Source organism: Streptomyces sp. NPDC056224 (assembly GCF_042267665.1).
Classification (GTDB): Bacteria; Actinomycetota; Actinomycetes; order Streptomycetales; family Streptomycetaceae; genus Streptomyces.
The window spans coordinates 1-18280 of the sequence record NZ_JBHJTK010000018.1; the positions used below are offsets into that span (position 1 = coordinate 1).

Annotated in this window: 16 protein-coding genes and 1 tRNA gene; 10 read left to right on the forward strand and 7 right to left on the reverse strand. The window is 73.5% G+C overall.

Annotated elements, in window-relative coordinates; all coding sequences use genetic code 11:
* Nucleotides 1–1245 (forward strand): IclR family transcriptional regulator C-terminal domain-containing protein (locus tag ACFCZ1_RS21210; protein WP_376679823.1); only part of this gene is annotated, 1245 nt, incomplete at its 5' end.
* A gap of 82 nt (nucleotides 1246–1327) precedes the next feature.
* Here the strand turns inward: ACFCZ1_RS21210 and ACFCZ1_RS21215 are convergent.
* From ACFCZ1_RS21215 to ACFCZ1_RS21225, 3 genes are all read right to left on the reverse strand, one after another.
* Nucleotides 1328–2908: a protein kinase gene (locus ACFCZ1_RS21215; RefSeq protein WP_376679928.1), complete on the reverse strand. Its 1581-nt coding sequence runs from the start codon at nucleotides 2906–2908 to the stop codon at nucleotides 1328–1330.
* A gap of 225 nt (nucleotides 2909–3133) precedes the next feature.
* Nucleotides 3134–3218 (reverse strand) — tRNA-Leu (locus ACFCZ1_RS21220).
* 117 nt (nucleotides 3219–3335) lie between these two features.
* Nucleotides 3336–4277 carry a beta-ketoacyl-ACP synthase III gene (locus ACFCZ1_RS21225; RefSeq protein WP_376679824.1) on the reverse strand — a complete coding sequence of 314 codons (942 nt, stop codon included), beginning with the start codon at nucleotides 4275–4277 and terminating at the stop codon, nucleotides 3336–3338.
* A 249-nt stretch (nucleotides 4278–4526) separates the two neighbouring features.
* On the opposite strand from ACFCZ1_RS21225, the gene fdhD reads away from it, so the two are divergent.
* A complete protein-coding gene (gene fdhD / locus ACFCZ1_RS21230; RefSeq protein WP_376679825.1) occupies nucleotides 4527–5354 on the forward strand; it encodes a formate dehydrogenase accessory sulfurtransferase FdhD in 828 nt (275 codons plus the stop codon).
* A gap of 184 nt (nucleotides 5355–5538) precedes the next feature.
* Here the strand turns inward: fdhD and ACFCZ1_RS21235 are convergent, their stop codons facing one another.
* The gene (locus ACFCZ1_RS21235; RefSeq protein WP_376679826.1) at nucleotides 5539–5979 is read right to left on the reverse strand and encodes a nuclear transport factor 2 family protein; all 441 of its coding nucleotides are present in this window, start codon (nucleotides 5977–5979) and stop codon (nucleotides 5539–5541) included.
* 120 nt (nucleotides 5980–6099) lie between these two features.
* Here ACFCZ1_RS21235 and ACFCZ1_RS21240 point away from each other — a divergent pair, with 120 nt between their 5' ends.
* Nucleotides 6100–6672, forward strand: coding sequence for a TetR/AcrR family transcriptional regulator (locus ACFCZ1_RS21240; protein ID WP_376679827.1), 573 nt, complete (start codon nucleotides 6100–6102; stop codon nucleotides 6670–6672).
* A 180-nt stretch (nucleotides 6673–6852) separates the two neighbouring features.
* On the opposite strand, the gene ACFCZ1_RS21245 is transcribed toward ACFCZ1_RS21240, so the two are convergent.
* Nucleotides 6853–7284: a (2Fe-2S) ferredoxin domain-containing protein gene (locus ACFCZ1_RS21245; protein WP_376679828.1), complete on the reverse strand. Its 432-nt coding sequence runs from the start codon at nucleotides 7282–7284 to the stop codon at nucleotides 6853–6855.
* Nucleotides 7285–7293: 9 nt separating this feature from the next.
* Nucleotides 7294–8352 (reverse strand): bile acid:sodium symporter family protein, encoded by a 1059-nt coding sequence (locus tag ACFCZ1_RS21250; RefSeq protein WP_376679929.1) that lies wholly within the window; start codon nucleotides 8350–8352, stop codon nucleotides 7294–7296.
* Between the two features lie 103 nt (nucleotides 8353–8455).
* Between ACFCZ1_RS21250 and ACFCZ1_RS21255 the strand changes: the two genes are divergently transcribed.
* The 7 genes from ACFCZ1_RS21255 to ACFCZ1_RS21285 all read left to right on the forward strand — a co-directional run bounded on the left by ACFCZ1_RS21255 (nucleotide 8456) and on the right by ACFCZ1_RS21285 (nucleotide 17705).
* A complete protein-coding gene (locus ACFCZ1_RS21255) occupies nucleotides 8456–9307 on the forward strand; it encodes a LysR substrate-binding domain-containing protein (RefSeq protein ID WP_376679930.1) in 852 nt (283 codons plus the stop codon).
* Between the two features lie 118 nt (nucleotides 9308–9425).
* Nucleotides 9426–11249: an AMP-dependent synthetase/ligase gene (locus ACFCZ1_RS21260; RefSeq protein ID WP_376679829.1), complete on the forward strand. Its 1824-nt coding sequence runs from the start codon at nucleotides 9426–9428 to the stop codon at nucleotides 11247–11249.
* Nucleotides 11250–11362: 113 nt separating this feature from the next.
* Nucleotides 11363–12631 (forward strand): ABC transporter substrate-binding protein, encoded by a 1269-nt coding sequence (locus tag ACFCZ1_RS21265; RefSeq protein WP_376679830.1) that lies wholly within the window; start codon nucleotides 11363–11365, stop codon nucleotides 12629–12631.
* 15 nt (nucleotides 12632–12646) lie between these two features.
* On the forward strand, nucleotides 12647–15493 hold the full coding sequence (locus ACFCZ1_RS21270) for an ATP-binding cassette domain-containing protein (protein WP_376679831.1): 2847 nt from the start codon (nucleotides 12647–12649) through the stop codon (nucleotides 15491–15493).
* Nucleotides 15490–16278: an ABC transporter ATP-binding protein gene (locus tag ACFCZ1_RS21275; RefSeq protein ID WP_376679832.1), complete on the forward strand. Its 789-nt coding sequence runs from the start codon at nucleotides 15490–15492 to the stop codon at nucleotides 16276–16278. Before ACFCZ1_RS21270 ends, ACFCZ1_RS21275 begins: the two co-directional genes overlap by 4 nt.
* Nucleotides 16279–16422: 144 nt before the next feature.
* Nucleotides 16423–17229, forward strand: a complete 807-nt coding sequence (locus ACFCZ1_RS21280; RefSeq protein WP_376679931.1) for an aldo/keto reductase — start codon at nucleotides 16423–16425, stop codon at nucleotides 17227–17229.
* A gap of 50 nt (nucleotides 17230–17279) precedes the next feature.
* Entirely contained in the window at nucleotides 17280–17705 is a 426-nt protein-coding gene (locus ACFCZ1_RS21285) for an RICIN domain-containing protein (protein WP_376679833.1), read from the forward strand.
* A 108-nt stretch (nucleotides 17706–17813) separates the two neighbouring features.
* Here the strand turns inward: ACFCZ1_RS21285 and ACFCZ1_RS21290 are convergent, their stop codons facing one another.
* Entirely contained in the window at nucleotides 17814–18119 is a 306-nt protein-coding gene (locus ACFCZ1_RS21290; protein ID WP_376679834.1) for a 4a-hydroxytetrahydrobiopterin dehydratase, read from the reverse strand.
* Nucleotides 18120–18280: the final 161 nt, after the last annotated feature.

The window sequence follows — 18280 nt, forward strand, 5'->3', positions numbered from 1 at the left end:
GCCGTCCCCGCGGCGCCGGCGGCCGTCCCCGCTCCCGTCCCCGCTCCCGTCCCCGTTCCCGTGCCGCGCCTCACGCCCGGCCCGCTGCGCCACCCGGCGCTGACGGCGGCGGCCCGCGGAACCGTCGTCCAGGCCGGGACCGGCGGGGCCCTGTCGGAGGCGCGGCGCGCGCTGGCCGTCGTACAGGTCCTGGAGCGGCATCCCCTGGGGGTGCGGGCCGCCCAGCTCGCGCGGAAGTCGGGGCTCACCGAGGAGGAACTCGGTCCCGTGCTGTCGATGCTGTGCGAGGAGGAGTACGCGTACCGCCCCGGCACCGGGGTGTACGCGCGCGGACCGGCCCTGGACCGGCTCGCGGCCCCCGGCGGCGGCCTGGCGGGCCAGCTCGAGCGCACGCTGGCCCTGGCCCGGGACAGCGCGGGCGCGGCGGTGTACCTGAGCCGGTACGCGGCGGGCGAGGTCTGGATCACGCAGATGGCTGACGGGCCCGGGACCCCGCCGGTACAGGAGTGGGTGGACTTCCGGGCCGCCGCGCACGCCAGCGCTGTCGGCAAGTGCCTGCTGACCCAGCTCGACCACGACCGCCGGGCCGACCACGTGGCCCGCTACCGGCCCGCGCGGCTGACGCCGCAGACCATCACCGACAGCCGGGCGCTGTTCACCGCGCTGGACGCGGTGGCTCCGGGCGCACCCGTCTTCGACCTGCTGGAGTACTCGCCCGGGGTCGTCTGCTCGGCGGTCCCGATCGCCACCGGCGGCGCCGCCGGGAGCCTCGCCCTCTCCCTGCCCGCGACCCACGCCCAACGTCTGCACTCGGCCACCGAGACCTTGCGCCGCAAGGCCGTTCCGGTGCTGCTCGCCCTGCTCCTGACGGGTGCGATCCCCCCGGACGCACCGGCTGCCCCGGCCGTGTCCGAGCCCGAGCGGCCCGCCGCCGAGGCCCCGTGCCCTTCACCCTCCGCACGGCCGGTGCGGGAGCCGCAGCGCCCGCCCCAGCCGACCCGGGCGGCCCCCCTCACCCCGGAGACCCTGCGACACCTCCGACGCCTGTTCCGCACCCCGCTCACGGACACCACGGGCTCGGCCGGCGGCCCCCATCTGGTCAGCGACACCACGTCCGCGGCGGCCTACCTCTTCGACGCGCTGCCCGACACCGGCCAGCCGTGCCTGGCCCTCCCCCACACGTTCACCCAGGTCGCCCCGGGCACCCTGACCACCCCGAGGGGCCTGGTGGTGCTGCGCACGTGAGACGGCCGGGCGTGTGGTCCGGGCTTGTGCTCCTCACCCGTGGTGCGGACCCGTGGTCAGGGTCCGTGGTCAGGGTCCGTGGTCAGGGTCCGCCGGGGACGAAGGAGTCCAGGGCCGCGTCGAAGTGGCTCCTGGCCTCGGCGAGCCGGCTGACGGGAGCGGACACCCAGACGTCGTACAAGAGGCCGTTCTCGTCCCAGCAGAGGTCGAAGGTGTGCCGGGCGCCCTCGGCGCGGGTGAAGCCGTCCCAGGTGAACTCCCACAGTGCGGCGGGCAGTCCGTTGTGCGTCGTCGGGACGACCGAGTTGGCGCGGAACCCGGGGTTGGTGGCCGGACCCTCGGCGTCGGAGAGCCGCATCGTGGCGAGCGGGCCGCCGGCCGCCGAGGGCTTCACCTTGATGCCGATCCGGATCGCCCCGTCCGCGGAGATGTAGAAGACCCGCTGGTCGTCGGTGGCGCGCTGGAAGTCCTTCGGCACGGCGAGGGAGAAGCCCTGCACGTCGGTGACGGTCCGGTACCCGGGGGGCACGGGCTTGGCGGCCACGCCGCTGCCGGGCGCGGGCGTCGCGGCCGGGGACTGTGCGACGGCCGTGTCGGTGGCGGGTGAGGCCGTGGCGTGCGGGCCGGGGGCCGGTGAGGCGGTGGTCGCGGGGACGCTCCGCGCCGGCCCCTGCGCCCGGTCGTCCGTACGGCCGCCGAGCAGCGATGTCGCGGTCACGCCGCCGGCGACGGCCGCCACGACGAGGGCCGCGAGCAGCCCGAGGCGGACGGACGGTCGCAGCCTCCCGGCCCGCGCCGGCGCGCGGTCGGCAGGCGGGCCGACGCGCTCGGTCGGCGAGTAGCCGGGCGGGTGCGGAGTGGTCGGGGCCTCGGTGCGGGTCCCCGGCGGCGGGTTCGGGCCGGTGGGCCGGGCCGGGAGCGGGACGGCGCCGGTGGTCACGTACGCCGACAGCAGCCGCTCGGCTTCCGCCGCCCCCAGCCGCCGCTCCGGGTCGCGTTCCAGGAGGCCCTCGATCAGCGGCAGCAGCGGCCCCGCCTGTGCCGGCGGCCGGATCTCGCCGTACACGACGGCGTGCAGGACTCCGCCGAGGGAATCCCGGTGGAAGGGCGACTCGCCGGTCAAGGCGGCGCACAGCAGCACACCGAGGGACCACAGGTCGGATGCGGGGCCGGCGGCGGCGCCCTGCATGCGTTCGGGCGAGGTGTACTCGGGTGAGCCGATGAAGGCGCCGGTCTCACTGATGGTGGTGGACCCGGCGAGGCGGGCGATGCCGAAGTCGGTGAGCACCACCCGGCCGGTTCCCGCCTCCATGAGCACGTTGGCCGGCTTGATGTCCCGGTGGAGCACGCCGCGGGCGTGTGCCGCGCTCAGTGCGCCGAGCAGGGCGAGCCCCGTGCGGGCGGTCCCGCCGTGGTCCAGCGGGCCGTCGGCGGCGAGCCGGTCGGCGAGCGAGCCGCCCTCGACGAGTTCCATGACGATGTACGGGTGGCCGTCCTGCTCCACGACGTCGTGGACCACGACGACGTGCGGGTGCTTGATCTGCGCCACCGTACGCGCCTCACGCAGGGCGCCGGCGGACTGCGTACCGTCGCCCACGTGGAGCTCCTTGACGGCGACGGAGCGTCCGAGCAGTTCGTCCCGGGCGCGCCAGACGGTGCCCATGCCTCCCCTGCCCAGCCGCTTCTCAAGCCGGTACCGCCCGACGATCGCGATGCTGTTGCGTGGTTCGTCCTGCGACACGTTGCTCCCCCCGGCCCGTTCCGAGCCCATGATGCCGCAGATCCGGATCCGGCCACCGGCGGTTGCGACGGGAGACCCGCACCGTCCCGCGGGCAACGCAAACGGCGAGGGCCGCGACTCCTGGGAGTCACGGCCCTCGCCGATTTGTGTCCGAGGGGGGACTTGAACCCCCACGCCCGATAAAGGGCACTAGCACCTCAAGCTAGCGCGTCTGCCATTCCGCCACCCGGACCAGGTGGTCGGCCCCGGTTTCCCGCGGCGACATGGACAACAATAGCAAAGGATCGGCGGGGCTCCGACCACTTAACCGACCGGCCGTCGGGTACGCGTCGGGCACGCGCCGCCGGGGTCACGGGCAGTGGATGACCTGGCCCGCGTAGGAGAGGTTGCCGCCGAAGCCGAAGAGCAGGACGGGCGCGCCGGTGGGGATCTCGCCGCGCTGGACCAGCTTGGACAGGGCCATCGGGATGCTGGCCGCCGAGGTGTTGCCGGAGTCGACGACGTCACGGGCGACGACCGCGTTGACGGCGCCGATCTTGGCGGCGAGCGGCTCGATGATCCGCAGGTTCGCCTGGTGCAGGACGACCGCGGCCAGCTCCTCCGGGAGCACCCCGGCCTTCTCGCACACCTTGCGGGCGAGCGGCGGGAGCTGGCTGGTGGTCCAGCGGTAGACGGACTGGCCCTCCTGTGCAAAGACCGGCGGCGAGCCCTCGATCCGGACGGCGTTGCCCATCTCGGGGACCGAACCCCACAGCACCGGCCCGATGCCCGGCTCCTCGCTGGCCTCGACCACGGCCGCGCCCGCGCCGTCACCGGTGAGCACGCAGGTGGTGCGGTCGCTCCAGTCGGTGATCTCGGCCATCTTGTCGGCGCCGATGACCAGGGCGCGGGTGGCGGAGCCGGCCCGGATCGCGTGGTCCGCGGTGGCCAGGGCGTGCGTGAAGCCCGAGCAGACGACGTTGAGGTCCATCACGGCGGGGCTGCCGCCCATGCCCAGCTTGGCGGCCACCCGGGCGGCCGTGTTGGGCGAGCGGTCGATCGCGGTGGAGGTGGCGACCAGGACGAGGTCGATGTCGTCCGGGGTCAGACCGGCGCCGGCCAGGGCCTTGCCCGCGGCCTGGAAGGCCAGCTCGTCGACCGGTTCGTCCGGCCCCGCGATGTGGCGCGTCTTGATGCCGACCCGGGACCGGATCCACTCGTCCGTGGTGTCGACCATGGCCGCGAGGTCCTCGTTGGTGAGCACTCTCGCGGGCTGGTAGTGCCCTAGCGCCACCACGCGTGAACCGGTCATGGGCGGGGTCCCCCTTTGTACGGAAGTGCAGGATCACCCAGCTTTGCCTGCTACCGATGGGTACGGGTGCGTGTGACCCGACAGGATTCCGGCACCGGAATTTGGAGATTCCCGAGGATCCACCTGCCCGGGGAAGCCGCGGGAGGCGGAACCGCGACAATGAAGTTGTCGGATGCGGCCGGATACGGCCGGACGCATCCCGGATCCGGACGGACGCGGGACAAGCACTGAAGGGGTGGGCTGATCACCATGGGACGGGTCACCGAACGCCGTCGCGTCGTCCGGATCCGCAACGGCGTGGCCGGGGTCCGTCCGGACACGCTGGTCGCCGAGGAGCCGCTGGAGATACGCCTGAACGGCAAGCCGCTGGCGATCACGATGCGGACCCCGGGCGACGACTTCGCCCTGGCGGTGGGCTTCCTGGTGAGCGAGGGCGTGCTCGCCTCCGCGGCGGACGTCCAGGCCGTCACCTACTGCGAGGGCACGACGGAGGACGGGTCGAACACGTACAACGTGGTCAACGTGCAGCTGGCCGCCGGGGTCCCGGTGCCGGACATCACGCTGGAGCGCAACGTCTACACCACCTCCTCGTGCGGCCTGTGCGGCAAGGCCAGCCTGGACGCGGTCCGTACGGCGACCCGCTTCCCGGGGACGGCCGCCGACCCGGTACGGATCTCCGCGGACCTCCTCGGCGAGCTGCCGGACCGGCTGCGCGCGGCCCAGAAGGTCTTCGACCGCACGGGCGGGCTGCACGCGGCCGGGCTGTTCACGGCGGACGGCGAGCTGGTAGACGTACGGGAGGACGTGGGCCGGCACAACGCGGTGGACAAGATCGTCGGCCGGGCACTCCAGGCGGGCCGGCTCCCGCTGGCCGGAGCGGTCCTGCTGGTGTCCGGCCGGGCCTCCTTCGAGCTGGCCCAGAAGGCCGTGATGGCGGGCATCCCGGTCCTGGCGGCGGTCTCGGCGCCGTCCTCGCTCGCGGTGGACCTGGCGCTGGACTCGGGGCTCACCCTGGTCGGCTTCCTGCGGGGCCCGGACATGAACATCTACGCGGGCGAGGAGCGGATCACCCGCTAGTGCCGTGACCGGCAGGGTCCACCGGGTCGCGGCCCCCGGCACGGCACTGGCCGATCGGTTCCGGTCGGGGGCCGCGGGCAAGGAACGAGGGCGCCCTCGCAGAGGACCCGACCGAGCCCGCCGCCGGCGAACGCGCCGCGGCCGAGACCCCTGGAAACCCGCGGCCTGCGGCCCTGCACTCGCGTTACTTGCCGTCCAGTGCCGCCACCAGCTGCTGCAGGGCGCCACTGGCCGCGATGAGGGCCAGGTGATCGTGAAAGTCCCTGCTGTGGACGATCAGGCCGTCGCGGACCCTCAACACCTGAATGTTGGCGGACTCGAAGGTCCGCCCGGTCGGCCGGTGGTGCACCTGGTAGTCCCATTCGGCGACGATCAGCTCGGGGTCACCGGTCTCCCGGATCACCACGTTCGCCGGGGTCAGCTCCACCGGACTGCCTGCGGCGACCTGCGCGAACCGTTCCGCGAGTGCGGCCCGCCCCTCGGTGCGGCGCGGCCCGACCGGCTCGAAGACGGTCTCCACCACGGCGTCCTCGGCGTAGAGCCCGGCCAATTCGGAGTAACGGCCTGCGGCGATGCCTTCGAGCAGCTTCGCGAAAGCCTCGGCCGGTGACAGCGTTTCGGACATGGTCGACCTCCGGTGGAGTCCGTCGCTAGAATCGGACTGGCGAGTCCGCTTTCGACAATACGGACTGGCCACTCCGGTTGTCCAGCGAGGCTCTGCGGCCGGCGGGGAAGGGTGAAAGGGATGAGCGGTGCCAAGGAGCGCCCGCTGCGGGCGGACGCGGCCCGTAACCGGGCCAGGCTGCTGGAGGTCGCCACGGAGGTGTTCACCACCCGCGGCGTCGGCGTGCCGACCGAAGAGATCGCCCGTGCCGCCGGGGTCGGAGTCGGCACGCTCTTCCGGCACTTCCCGACCAAGGAAACGCTGCTGGGGGCCGTGATGGTGCGCAGGCTGGAGACGATCGCCGCGCAAACCGCGCAGCTGGCCGCCGAACTGGAGCCCGCCGACGCATTCTGCGCCTGCTTCCGCCTGGTGATCGAACAGTCTGCGGGGAAGAACGAGTTCGTCCAGGCACTCGCCGCAGCCGACGTGGACGCGCACGCGGCCCTGCGGGAGTCCAGCGAGGTGATCCAGGCACAGCTGGCCAAGCTGCTGGACGGGGCACAGCGGGCCGGAGCCGTCCGCCCGGAGCTCGGCCTGCCGGAACTGATCGCCCTGTTGGCCGGCACCGGTACGGCGATGGAACACCTCGGAGCAGACCCGGCGGCCCGGCAGCGGATCTTCGACGTGGTCTTCGACGGGCTGCGGCCGCACTGACCGACGGCGGGCTGCCTTCCGTGGGCCTCACACAGTGGAGTGGGGGCCAGACCGTCGTCGCGAGCATGAGGAGCAGCTGACCGACCTCTTGGAATCGATCATCCAGGGTGGGTTTCGAACGGAGCGCCGGGCGCTCCGAGAGCGCGGCCCGCGGCGCCTGGTGCCGTGCATCGCAAAGGCCTAGCGCACGCGGCGGCCGCGGCGGGTGGGATTCGGGGCCGGCTTGGGTTCGGGCGGGTCGATGCGGTGGAGGTCCAGGGTGGGCGGGACCGGGGTCGTGCCCGGGCCGCCGGATTCGGCCCAGGCGATGATCTCGTCGGTCGCGGTGTCGTCCAGGGCCCACCCGAACCAGGCGGCGCGGGCGCCGCGGCGGCGGGCCTCGGTGGTGGGCTGGACCACGATGACGTTGGCCTGGGCGCAGGGCCCGAGGCAGTCGCTCGTACGGACGGCGAGGCGGCCCCCGGATGCGGCGGCGGCCTCGCGCAGCCGGGCGAGCTGGCCGGCGTGGTCCGAGCCGGGGTTCTTTCGGGGGTCGCCGCAGCAGCAGCCGCGGCAGACCACCAGGGTGCAGGGGCGTTCGGCGTGGGCGGCGAGCGGGCGTATCCAGGTCACCACCGAACGTTAACGGGCTTGCGCCGACGGGTGCCTGGCCGTCGGCGAGACCTCCGCCACACGGTCGGCGGGGAGTTCGCCCCGTCCGGTCGGCTCCGGCCGGGCGGCGCGGTGGCGGGCGAGGACCGCGCAGACCATGAGCTGCATCTGGTGGAACAGCATGAGCGGGAGCACCGCGAGGCCGGCCTGGGCCCCGAACAGCACGCTGGCCATGGGGAGTCCGGCGGCGAGGCTCTTCTTCGACCCGGCGAACTGGATGGCGATGCGGTCCGCACGGCCGAAGCCGAGGCGCCCTGCCCCGTACCAGCTGACGAGGAGCATCACGGCGAGCAGTGCGACCTCCACCGCCAGCAGGGCGCCGAGGTGCGGGAGGCTCACGCGGTGCCAGATGCCGGCGGCCGTGCCCGCGCTGAAGGCGGCGTAGACGACGAGCAGGATCGAGCCGCGGTCGACGTGGCCCAGCACCTGCTTGTTGCGCACGAGGAAGCCGGCGGTCCAGCGGCGCAGGAGCTGTCCGAGGAGGAAGGGCAGCAGGAGCTGGAGAACGATCCTGAGGAGGGAGTCGGCGCGGAAGCCCCCCGTGCCGCTCCCGAGCAGGGCCGCGGCGAGTACCGGGGTGAGGAGGATGCCCGCGAGGCTGGAGAAGGAGCCGGCGCAGATGGCGGCCGGGACGTTGCCACGGGCGATCGAGGTGAAGGCGATGGAGGACTGGATGGTCGAGGGGACCAGGCAGAGGAAGAGCAGGCCGCTGTAGAGCGGGGGTGTGAGGAGGGCGGGGACGAGCGCCCGGGCGGCGAGGCCGAGGAGGGGGAAGAGGAGGAAGGTGCAGACGAGCACGGTGAGGTGCAGCCGCCAGTGGCGCAGGCCGTCGAGGGCCTCGCGGGTGGAGAGCCTGGCCCCGTAGAGGAAAAAAAGCAGGGCCACGGCCGCGGTGGAGGCGCCGTCGGCGACGGTCGCGGCCGGGCCGCGGGCGGGGAGCACGGCGGCGAGGCCGGCGGTGCCGAGGAGGGCCACGACGTACGGGTCGACGGGCAGCCGGGCGAGGAGCCGCCGACGGCGCAGGTGCAGGGTGCTCACTCGTTCATGGTCGGCGGTGGGCGGTGATCGGGAAACCCGTACACCGCACTCACTGTCATCACGCTTCTCGATGAGCGCCGCTAGCATGGGCGGCATGTACGACCCCGTCCAGCTGCGCACGTTCCTCACGGTGGCCCAGACGCTGAGTTTCACCCAGGCCGCCGGGCGGCTCGGCGTGCGGCAGTCCACCGTCAGCCAGCACGTACGGCGGCTGGAGGAGGCGACGGGGCGGCCGCTGTTCGTCCGGGACACGCACAGCGTGGAGCTGACGGAGGACGGTGAGGCGCTGCTGGGCTTCGCGCGCACGATCCTGGAGGCGCACGAACGGGCGGCGGCCTTCTTCACGGGGACCCGGCTGCGGGGGCGGCTGCGCTTCGGGGCGTCGGAGGACTTCGTGCTGACGCGGCTGCCGGAGATCCTGGAGGGGTTCCGGCACCAGCATCCCGAGGTGGACCTGGAGCTGTCGGTGGAGCTCTCGGGGACGCTGCACGAGCGGCTGGACGCGGGACGCCTGGACCTGGTGCTGGCGAAACGGCGGGGGCCGGGGGACGAACGGGGGCGCCTGGTGTGGCGGGACCGGATGGTGTGGATCGGGGCGGAGGGACTGCGGGTGGATCCAGAGCGCCCGGTTCCGCTGATCGTCTTCCCGCCGCCGGGGATCACCCGGGCCCGGGCGCTGGAGGTGCTGGAGCGCGACGGGCGGGCGTGGCGGATCGCCTGTACGAGCGGCAGCCTGAGCGGTCTGATCGCGGCGGCCCGGGCCGGGCTGGGCGTGATGGCGCACACCCGGGGGCTGATCCCGCCGGGCCTGGTCCGGGTCGGCGGGCTGCCGGAGCTCGGGCCGGTCGAGTTCGCGCTCCTGCGCGGGGCCAGGGCCTCGGCTCCCGCCGAGGCGCTGGCCGCGGCCGTCCTCTCGGGTGCGGACCGCCTCAGCCGCACGGCCTGACCGCCGCCCGGCCCGCGAGAGCGGCGCTGGGGAGGTCTTGTGGAGGTATCCGCGGGCTGATCAACTGCCCTGTGACGTGGGGTAGCGTCGCCGCGCCGCACGGAGAGGAGCGGGACCCTTGCGCGAGATCACCGTCCCACCCGTCGTCACCGACGCACCCGTCGGCGGTCTGGCCGACGTCGTCTTCCGGCATGCGCGCGAGGAACCGGACCGGGTGGTGCTCGGCCGCAAGACCGGAGGGGTCTGGCGGGACGTGACCTCCGCCGAGCTCGCGGCCGAGGTGCTCGCGCTCGCCAAGGGCCTGCTGGCCCAGGGCGTACGGTTCGGCGACCGGGTCGCCGTCATGTCCCGTACCCGGTACGAGTGGACCCTCTTCGATTTCGCCCTGTGGGCGATCGGCGCCCAGCCGGTCCCCGTCTACCCGACCTCCTCCGCCGAGCAGGTGCTCTGGATCCTGGCCGATTCCGCGTGCACGGCGTGCGTCGTCGAGAACGAGGACCAGGCCATGACGGTGGGTTCGGTCATCGACCGGCTTCCCCTGCTGCGCCTGCTGTGGCAGCTCGACGCGGGGGCCGTGGACGGCCTCGTCGCCGACGGCCGCGGGGTCGCCGAGGACGTCGTGCACCGCCACCGCGGAGCCGTCACCCCGGACGCGGTCGCCACCGTCATCTACACCTCGGGGACCACCGGCCGCCCCAAGGGCTGCGTCCTGACCCACGGCAATTTCATGTTCGAGGCCGACACCATGGCGAGCCGCTGGGAGTCCGTCTTCCAGACGGGCCCCGGCGAACAGCCGTCCACCCTGCTCTTCCTGCCGCTGGCGCACGTCTTCGGGCGGATGGTGGAGGTGGCCGCCGTCCGCGCCCGGGTCAAGCTGGGGCACCAGCCCGTCATGGCGGCGGCCGAGCTGCTGCCGGACCTGGCCTCGTTCCGGCCGACCTTCGTGCTCGGGGTCCCGTACGTCTTCGAGAAGGTCTTCGCGGGCGCGCGCCGCAAGGCCGAGGCGGAGGGGCGTGCGGGCGCCTTCGACCGGGCGGTGGAGACGGCCGTGCGGTACGCGGAGGCGCGCGAGGAGAAGGGCTTCGGCATCGGCCCGGGCCCGTCGGCCGGGCTGCGGATGGAGCACCAGCTCTTCGAGAAGCTCGTGTACGGCAAGGTCCGCGAGGCGATGGGCGGCCGGGTACGGCACGCCATGTCGGGCGGGTCCGCGATGTCGCGCCGCCTCGGGCTGTTCTTCGACGGCGCCGGGATCACGATCTTCGAGGGGTACGGCCTGACCGAGTCGTCCGCGGCGGCCACCGCGAATCCACCGGGGGCGACGAAGTTCGGCACGGTGGGCCCGCCGATCCCCGGCGGCACGGTGCACATCGCGGACGACGGGGAGGTATGGCTGCACGGCGGCCACGTCTTCGCCGGGTACCTCAACGACCCGCCCGCCACGGACGCTGTCCTGCGCGGCGGATGGCTGGCGACCGGGGACCTGGGGCGGCTGGACGAGGACGGCTACCTCACCATCACCGGCCGCAAGAAGGAGATCCTGGTGACCTCCAACGGCAAGAGCGTCCAGCCGGCCGCGCTGGAGGAGCGGGTCCGCTCGCATCCGCTGGTGTCGCAGTGCGTGCTGGTGGGCAACGACCGGCCGTACATCGCGGCCCTGATCACCCTGGACACGGAGGGGATCGCCCACTGGCTGTCCATGCGCGGCCTGGCGCAGCGGCCTGCGGCGGACCTGGTGGGCGACGCGGACCTGGCGGCGGAGGTCCGCCGGGCGGTGGTCGCCGCCAACACCCTCGTCTCGCAGGCGGAGGCGATCCGCACCTTCCGGGTGCTCGGCGAGCAGTTCACGGAGGAGCGGGGGCTGCTGACCCCGTCCCTGAAACTCAAGCGCCGGGCGATCGAGAAGGCGTACGCGACGGAGGTCGCGGCCCTCTACCACACGTGAGCGGGCCCCCTCCGGCCACACCTGACGGTTCGTCACTCCAGCTCGTCAAAAATATTGACGATCCGTCAGATCGCCCACAGAATGCGGGGATTCCGACCGGAGGGGATCCCTGGATGTTGCGACCGATCCGCACCCTGGCCGTCGCGGCGGCGGCCCTCGCGCTCGTCTCCGCCTGCAACTCCGCCTCCACGAACGGCAATGACAGCGGCAGGGCGGGGGAAAAGCCCGGGAACCGTCGCGGGCTGACCGCCGACTCGGTCAAGGTCGGCGGCATCGTGTCGATGACCAGCGCGAGCGGATACAGCAAGAAGGACACCGATCTCGGCGCCAGGGCCCGGTACCTGAGGGCCAACGCCGAGGGAGGCGTCAACGGTCGCAGGATCGACTACCTCGGCGCGCAGGACGACGGCCAGGACCCCGCGAAGAACATGGCGGCCGCCCGCAAGCTCGTCCAGCAGGACAAGGTCTTCGCGGTCGCCCCGATGAGCTCGGTGACCTTCTCGGGCGCCGACTTCCTGGAGCAGGAGAAGGTCCCCACCTTCGGCTGGGGCACACTGCCCTCCTTCTGCGGGCCCAAGCACATCTACGGCTTCAACGGCTGTCTGGTCCCCACGCCCGGCGGCACCCTCAACCAGACCTGGCCCGAGGGCATCGCCGCGGTCCTCGGCGGGGCCCGGGGCAAGTCCGTCGCGGTCATCGCGAACGACAGCGACGCCGGGAAGTTCGGCATCCGGACCTTCCGGCAGGGCTTCGCCGGCGCCGGTTTCACGGTCTCCTACGCCAAGGCCTCCGTACCCGCCACCGCCGTGCCGAGCGACTGGTCCGCGTACGTGAAGGAGATCCTGGAGAGCAACGGCGGCAAGGCGCCGGACGCCGTGGTCTCCGTCATGCAGACCCCCAACAACATCGGGCTGTTCACGGCGCTCAAGCGCAGCGGCTACAAGGGGCTGCTCTCCGATCCCACCGACTACGACCCGGGGCTGCTCGCGAAGGACGCCACCAGGCAGGCGCTCGACGGGGTGTACGTACTCCTGCAGTTCGAGCCCTTCGAGTCGGACAGCCCGACGATGGCCCAGTTCAAGGCCGACATCAGGGCCGCGGCGGGGGGCCAGGACGTACCGCTCAGCATGCACATGATGACCGGGTACATGGCGGCCGACCTGTTCGTGTCCATCGCGCGGAAGGCGGGCACCGACATGACCGTCGAGTCCTTCCAGGAGGCCGCCCAGAGCTTCTCCGACACCGGCACGCTCGTCGGCGACCGGGCGGAGCCCAAGGGACAGAAGGACAGCTTCGGCTGCGGGGCGCTCGTACGGCTCAGGAACGGCACGTACGAGGTCGCCGTCCCGTTCAAGTGCTACGAACCCGTCCCCTTCACGTAGGAATCGGGGGACGGGATGGGAGATCTGCTCGTCTTCATGCTGAGCGGTCTGGTCTCCGGCGCTCTGTACGCACTGCTCGCCACCGGGCTGGTGCTGTCGTACTCGGCGTCCGGGCTGTTCAACTTCGCGCACGGGGCCACCGCCTACCTGTGCGCGCTCGCCTTCTACGAGTTGCACTCGGGCCTGGGCTGGCCTGCCGCCGCGGCGGCGCTGCTGGTCGTGTGCGTCCTTGCGCCCGGTCTCGGCTGGGGGCTGGACCGGCTGATGTTCCGGCGGCTCGCGCGGGTCGGCGAGACGGCGCAGATCGTGGCGACGATCGGGCTGCTCGTCGCCCTGCCGGCCGCCGGGCTGTGGACCGTGGAGCTGCTGGCGGACGCGGGGGCGCCGGTGAAACCCGCCGAGAACCAGTTCGGGCTGCCGGGCGTGGGGCCGAGCCCGGCCACCTCCTGGCAGCTCGCCGAGGGCGTCGGCATCGATTCCGACCAGCTGATCACCTGGGTGGTGACGGCCGTGGTGGCGGTGGCCCTGTGGGTGCTGATGCGGCACACCCGGCTGGGACTGCGGCTGCGGGCGGCCGTCGACAACCGCTCGCTGACCGAGCTGCGCGGGATCAGCGCGGACCGGCTGTCGTCGGTGGCCTGGATGATCGCTTCGGCGCTGGCCGGGCTGGCGGGGGTGCTGGCGACGCCGCTGCTCGGGCTGTCCGCGCACGACTTCACCCTGTTCCTCTTCGTCTCGGCGACGGCGGCGGCCATCGGGCGGTTCGCGTCGGTGCCGCTCGCCTTCGCTGGCGGGCTGGGGCTCGGCGTGCTGCAGAACCTGGTGGCCGGGTACGCGTCCTTCGCCGAGGGCGTGACCGGGTTCCGTACGGCGGTGCCGTTCCTGATCCTGTTCGGGGGCCTGCTGGTGCTGACCCGGCGGGCGCGGACGGCGGGTGTCGCGGCGGTCGACGAACCGCCGGTGGACCATCTGGCCGGGGCCTCCTGGGGGCGGCGGTGGGGCGTGTGGGCAGGCGGCGCCGGGCTGTTGTGCGTGGCGTTCTACACCGTGACCACGCCGTTCTGGAGCGGGCTGCTGGCCCAGGGGCTGGCCGTCGCGCTGGTGTTCATGTCCTTCACCGTGGTGACCGGGCTGGGGGCGATGGTCTCGCTGGCCCAGGGCACGTTCGTGACGGGGGCCGCGCTGGTGGCCGGGCTGCTGATGAGCCGGGGCTGGCCGTTCGTGGCGGCGCTGGCGGTGGGCACGTGCGCCGCCGCCCTGCTGGGGGCGCTGGTCGCGCTGCCGGCGCTGCGGCTCGGCGGGCGCCTGCTGGCCCTGGCCACGCTGGCGCTGGCGTTCCTGGCCGACCAGGTGCTGTTCCAGCTGCGGTGGCTGCGGAACGGGGACTCCGGATGGCCGGTCCCGCGGCCGGTGTTCGGTCCGGTGGACCTGTCCGACGACCGGGCGCTGGGGGTGGCCCTGGTGGTCCTGGTCGCCGTGGTGGCCGCCGGGCTGAGCGCGCTGCGCGGCTCCCCGTCGGGGCGGGCGATGCTGGCCGTACGGTCGGCCCCGGCGGCCGCGATGGCCTCCGGCGTGTCCGTGCTGCGGACGAAGCTGCTCCTCTTCACGCTGTCGGCGGGGCTGGCCGGGTTCGGCGGCGTGATGTACGCGTCGTTCAACACCCGTATCACGGCGACGGACTTCACGGCGATGACGGGACTCGTGTGGCTGGCGGTCGTGGTGGCGGCGGGTGTCAGGCGGCCGCAGTACGCGGTGGTGGCGGGGCTGGTGTTCGCGGTCGCCCCGCGGCTGCTGTCGGACCACGTGACGTCCTCGACCCACCTGCCGGTGATCCTCTTCGGCCTTGCGGGGCTGGCGTTGGCCAACGATCCGGACGGGTACTGCGCGGCCGTGCCGGTGCGGCTCGCCCGGCGGCGGGCCCGGGTCCCCGCGGGGCTCTCGCCCACCCCGCCCGTTCCCGGGACCGGCGGCTCGGCCGTCGGTCCCCCGTCGGACACGGCGCGCCCGGTGCGCTCAAACGCCGCGCGGGCTGAACATGCCGCGCAGCGGCATCTCTCAGCCTCGCCGGCGTTTGAGGCGCGGGGTCAGGGACGGAGCCCCGGGAAACGGCGAAAGGGCGGGGTGGGGGAGAGCCCCGCAGGGCCCGCCCCGGCCACACGGCCCGCGTCCGTGCCCGCACTGGAGCTGCGGTCCGTGACCGCCGGATACGACGGGGGGCTCGTGCTCCACGGAGTGGACCTGGCGGTGCGCGCCGGGGAGATCCTCGCCGTGCTCGGGCCCAACGGCGCCGGGAAGAGCACTGCCTGCCGGGTGGCCGCCGGGTCGCTGGCCGCGGCCGGCGGCCGGGTCCTCGTACGCGGGCGGGACGCGACCCGTGACGGGGCCGTGCGACGGTCCCGGGCCGGGGTGCTGCTCGCCCCCGAGGGGCGGGGGATCTTCCCCTCGCTCACCATCGAGGAGAACTTGGCCCTGTACCTGCGGGAGGCCGACGCCCGGGCCGCGGTCTACGACCGGTTCCCGCGCCTCGGCGAGCGGCGCGGGGTGGCCGCCGGGGCCCTGTCCGGCGGCGAGCAGCAGATGCTGGCCCTGGCGCCGCTGCTGCAGCGGCCGCCCCGGGTGCTGATAGCCGACGAGCCCTCGCTCGGGCTGGCCCCGCGCGTGGTCGAGGAGGTGTACGCGCTGCTCACCGAGCTCCGCGACGCCGGAAGCGCGCTGCTGCTGGTGGAGGAGAAGGCGGCCGACGTCCTCGGGATCGCCGACACCGTCGCCTGTCTCTCCCGGGGCCGGGTGTCCTGGTGCGGCCCGCGGGCCGAGGCGGAGGCGGACCGGCTCACCGAGGCCTATCTGGGGACGGCGACTTGAGCGGCGGCGGGTACGTGCTCCGGGCGAGCGGCATCAGCGTGCGGTTCGGCGGTGTCAGGGCCCTGACCGGGGTGGACCTCGGGATCCGGGCGGGCGAGGTGTGCGGGCTGATCGGGCCGAACGGGGCCGGGAAGACCACGCTGTTCGACGTCCTGTCCGGGATCCGGCGGCCGGACCGGGGGCGGATGCTGCTGGACGGCGTGGACATCACCCGCCGGTCCCCCGTCTGGCGGGCCCGGCACGGGATGCGCCGGACCTTCCAGCGCCAGCAGCTGTTCGGCCAGCTCAGCGTCGCCGACAACGTGCTGGTGGCGCAGGAGTGGCGGGGCGGCGGGGGCGGCCTCGCCGCCGATCTCCTCGCCTTCCCCGCCCGTCGGGCCCGGGAGCGCGAACGCCGGGAGCGGGGCGAGCGGGTGCTGGCCGGCTGCGGGATCGGCGCGCTCGGGGCCTCGTACGCCGGCGGGCTGCCGGTCGGGCAGGCGCGGATGGTGGAGCTGGCCCGTGCGGTGGCCGATCCGCCGCGGGTGCTGCTGCTGGACGAACCGGCGTCCGGCATGTCGGCCCCCGAGCGCGAACGGCTCGCGGCGGTCGTGCGGCGACTGGCGCGCGAGGAGGGCTGCGCGGTGCTGCTGGTCGAGCACGACGTGTCCTTCGTGATGGACCTGTGCGCACGGGTGGTCGTACTGGACCTCGGGACGGTCCTCGCCGAGGGCACGGCGGCCGAGGTCCGGGCGGACCCGCTCGTCCGGGAGGCCTATCTCGGGACCTCTCCCGACACGCTGTGAATCATGCCCGGCCGACGGGAATACCTCGTACGGGGGGCCGGTTGTGGCCCCTCGTACGACGCGGTACCGCCGACCCGAGGGAACGATCCAGACGTGAGCCAGGTCCCCCCCATCCCCACCGTCAAGCTCAACAACGGCACGCTCATGCCCCAGCTCGGATTCGGGGTCTGGCAAGTGCCGGACGCGGAGGCGGAGCGGACCGTCGGGGCCGCGCTGGAGGCGGGCTACCGCAGCATCGACACGGCGGCCGTATACGGCAACGAGGCCGGCACCGGCAAGGCGCTCGCCGCCTCCGGGGTGGCGCGCGGGGAACTGTTCGTCACCACCAAGCTGTGGAACGGCCCGTCGCGCACGTGGGGCCGCGGCGAGGTGCTGCGCGCCTTCGACGACTCGCTGAACAGGCTGGGCCTCGACTACGTCGACCTGTACCTGATCCACTGGCCGCGCCCGATGCGCGACGACTTCGTCTCCATCTGGAAGACGTTCGAGGAGATCGCAGCGAGCGGCCGGGCCAAGGCGGTCGGCGTGTCGAACTTCCGGCCGGCGGACCTGGAACGGCTCGCCGCGGCGAGCACGCTGGTCCCGGCGGTGAACCAGATCGAGCTGCACCCGCTGTTCCCGCAGGGAGAGCTGCGCGCGCTGCACGCGCAGCGCGGGATCGCCACCGAGGCCTGGTCCCCGCTGGGCCAGGGCAAGGAGCTGCTGACGCTCCCGACGGTGGCCGGGATCGCCGCCAAGCACGGCCGCAGCGCCGCGCAGGTGGTGCTGCGCTGGCACCTGCAGCACGGGAACATCGTGATCCCGAAGTCCGTGACCCCGGCGCGCATCCGGGAGAACGCGGACGTCTTCGGCTTCGAGCTGGACGCCGCCGACATCGCCGCGCTGGACGCTCTGGGCGCGGGCCCGGCGGGCCGCCGGATCGGTCCGGACCCGGCCGTCTTCGACGTCTGAGGGAGCCGGGAGGGCAGGGGAGAACCGAGAGAACCGGGAGAGCCGTACGCGTGAACGTTCCCGACGGGGTCTATCGGATCCGCAACGTCGACAGTGGGCTGGTGCTTCAACTGGAGGGCGCCTCCCGGGTGCGGGTCGGCCCCGACGGGCCGCCCGCGCCCGCGGCCGCCCGCCGGTGGCGGATCTCGCCGGTCCACAGCGGCGGCGGGATCTTCCACGTGGTGAGCGAGGACAACGACCGCCGCCTCGACGTCGCGAACGCCTCGACGGACAGCGGCGCCAGGGTGCAGGTGTGGCGGGCCAACGCCTTCGGCGCGCAGGAGTGGATCGTCGAGGAGCACCTCGACGACCCCGGCGTGGTGTCGCTGGTCGCGTGCATCAGCGGCCTGCTGCTGGAGACCGACGCGGAGGGCCGGGCCCGGCAGGGCGAGGACACCGACTCCGCGTCGCAGTGGTGGCGCCTGGAGCCGGCGTAGCCGTGTAGCCGTACCGCGGCGGCGGACCCGACACGGGGACGCCGCCGCGGGTGGCGTCTTGGGCCTCGGCCTCCGCGTCGTGGTCGAGCGGGGGGCGCGGCGCCGGCATCAGTTCGCGCCGTGCGCCGGGGCGAGGGACTCGACGCGTTCGGCGAGTTCGAAGTCGTTCGCCGTCACGACGCCGCCGGCATCGTGACTGTTCACCGACAGGCGCACCGTGTTGTAGCCGAGGGTCAGGTCGGAGTGGTGGTTCAACTCCTCCTGGACGCTGGCGATGTGGCTGACCAGGGCGCTCGCCGCGAAGTGCGAGCCCAGCCGGTAGGTGCGGAAAATGCGGTCGTCCTCGAAGGCCCAGCCGGGGAGTTCCCGCAACCGGTCCTCGATCTCCTTCTGCGACAGCGGCTCACTCGGCATGCACCGGCTCCTTTTCCGCGCGGATTTCCCCGTGACGTGCAGTCAAGGTTCCCACAGTGCGGCCGGGACGAACCTTTCGCGCCATAGTGCGCCCGGGTACTCTCCGCGCCTTCCGTACCCGCCCGGGCCCCCCTATGCTCCTGCGCCGGACGTCACCGTTA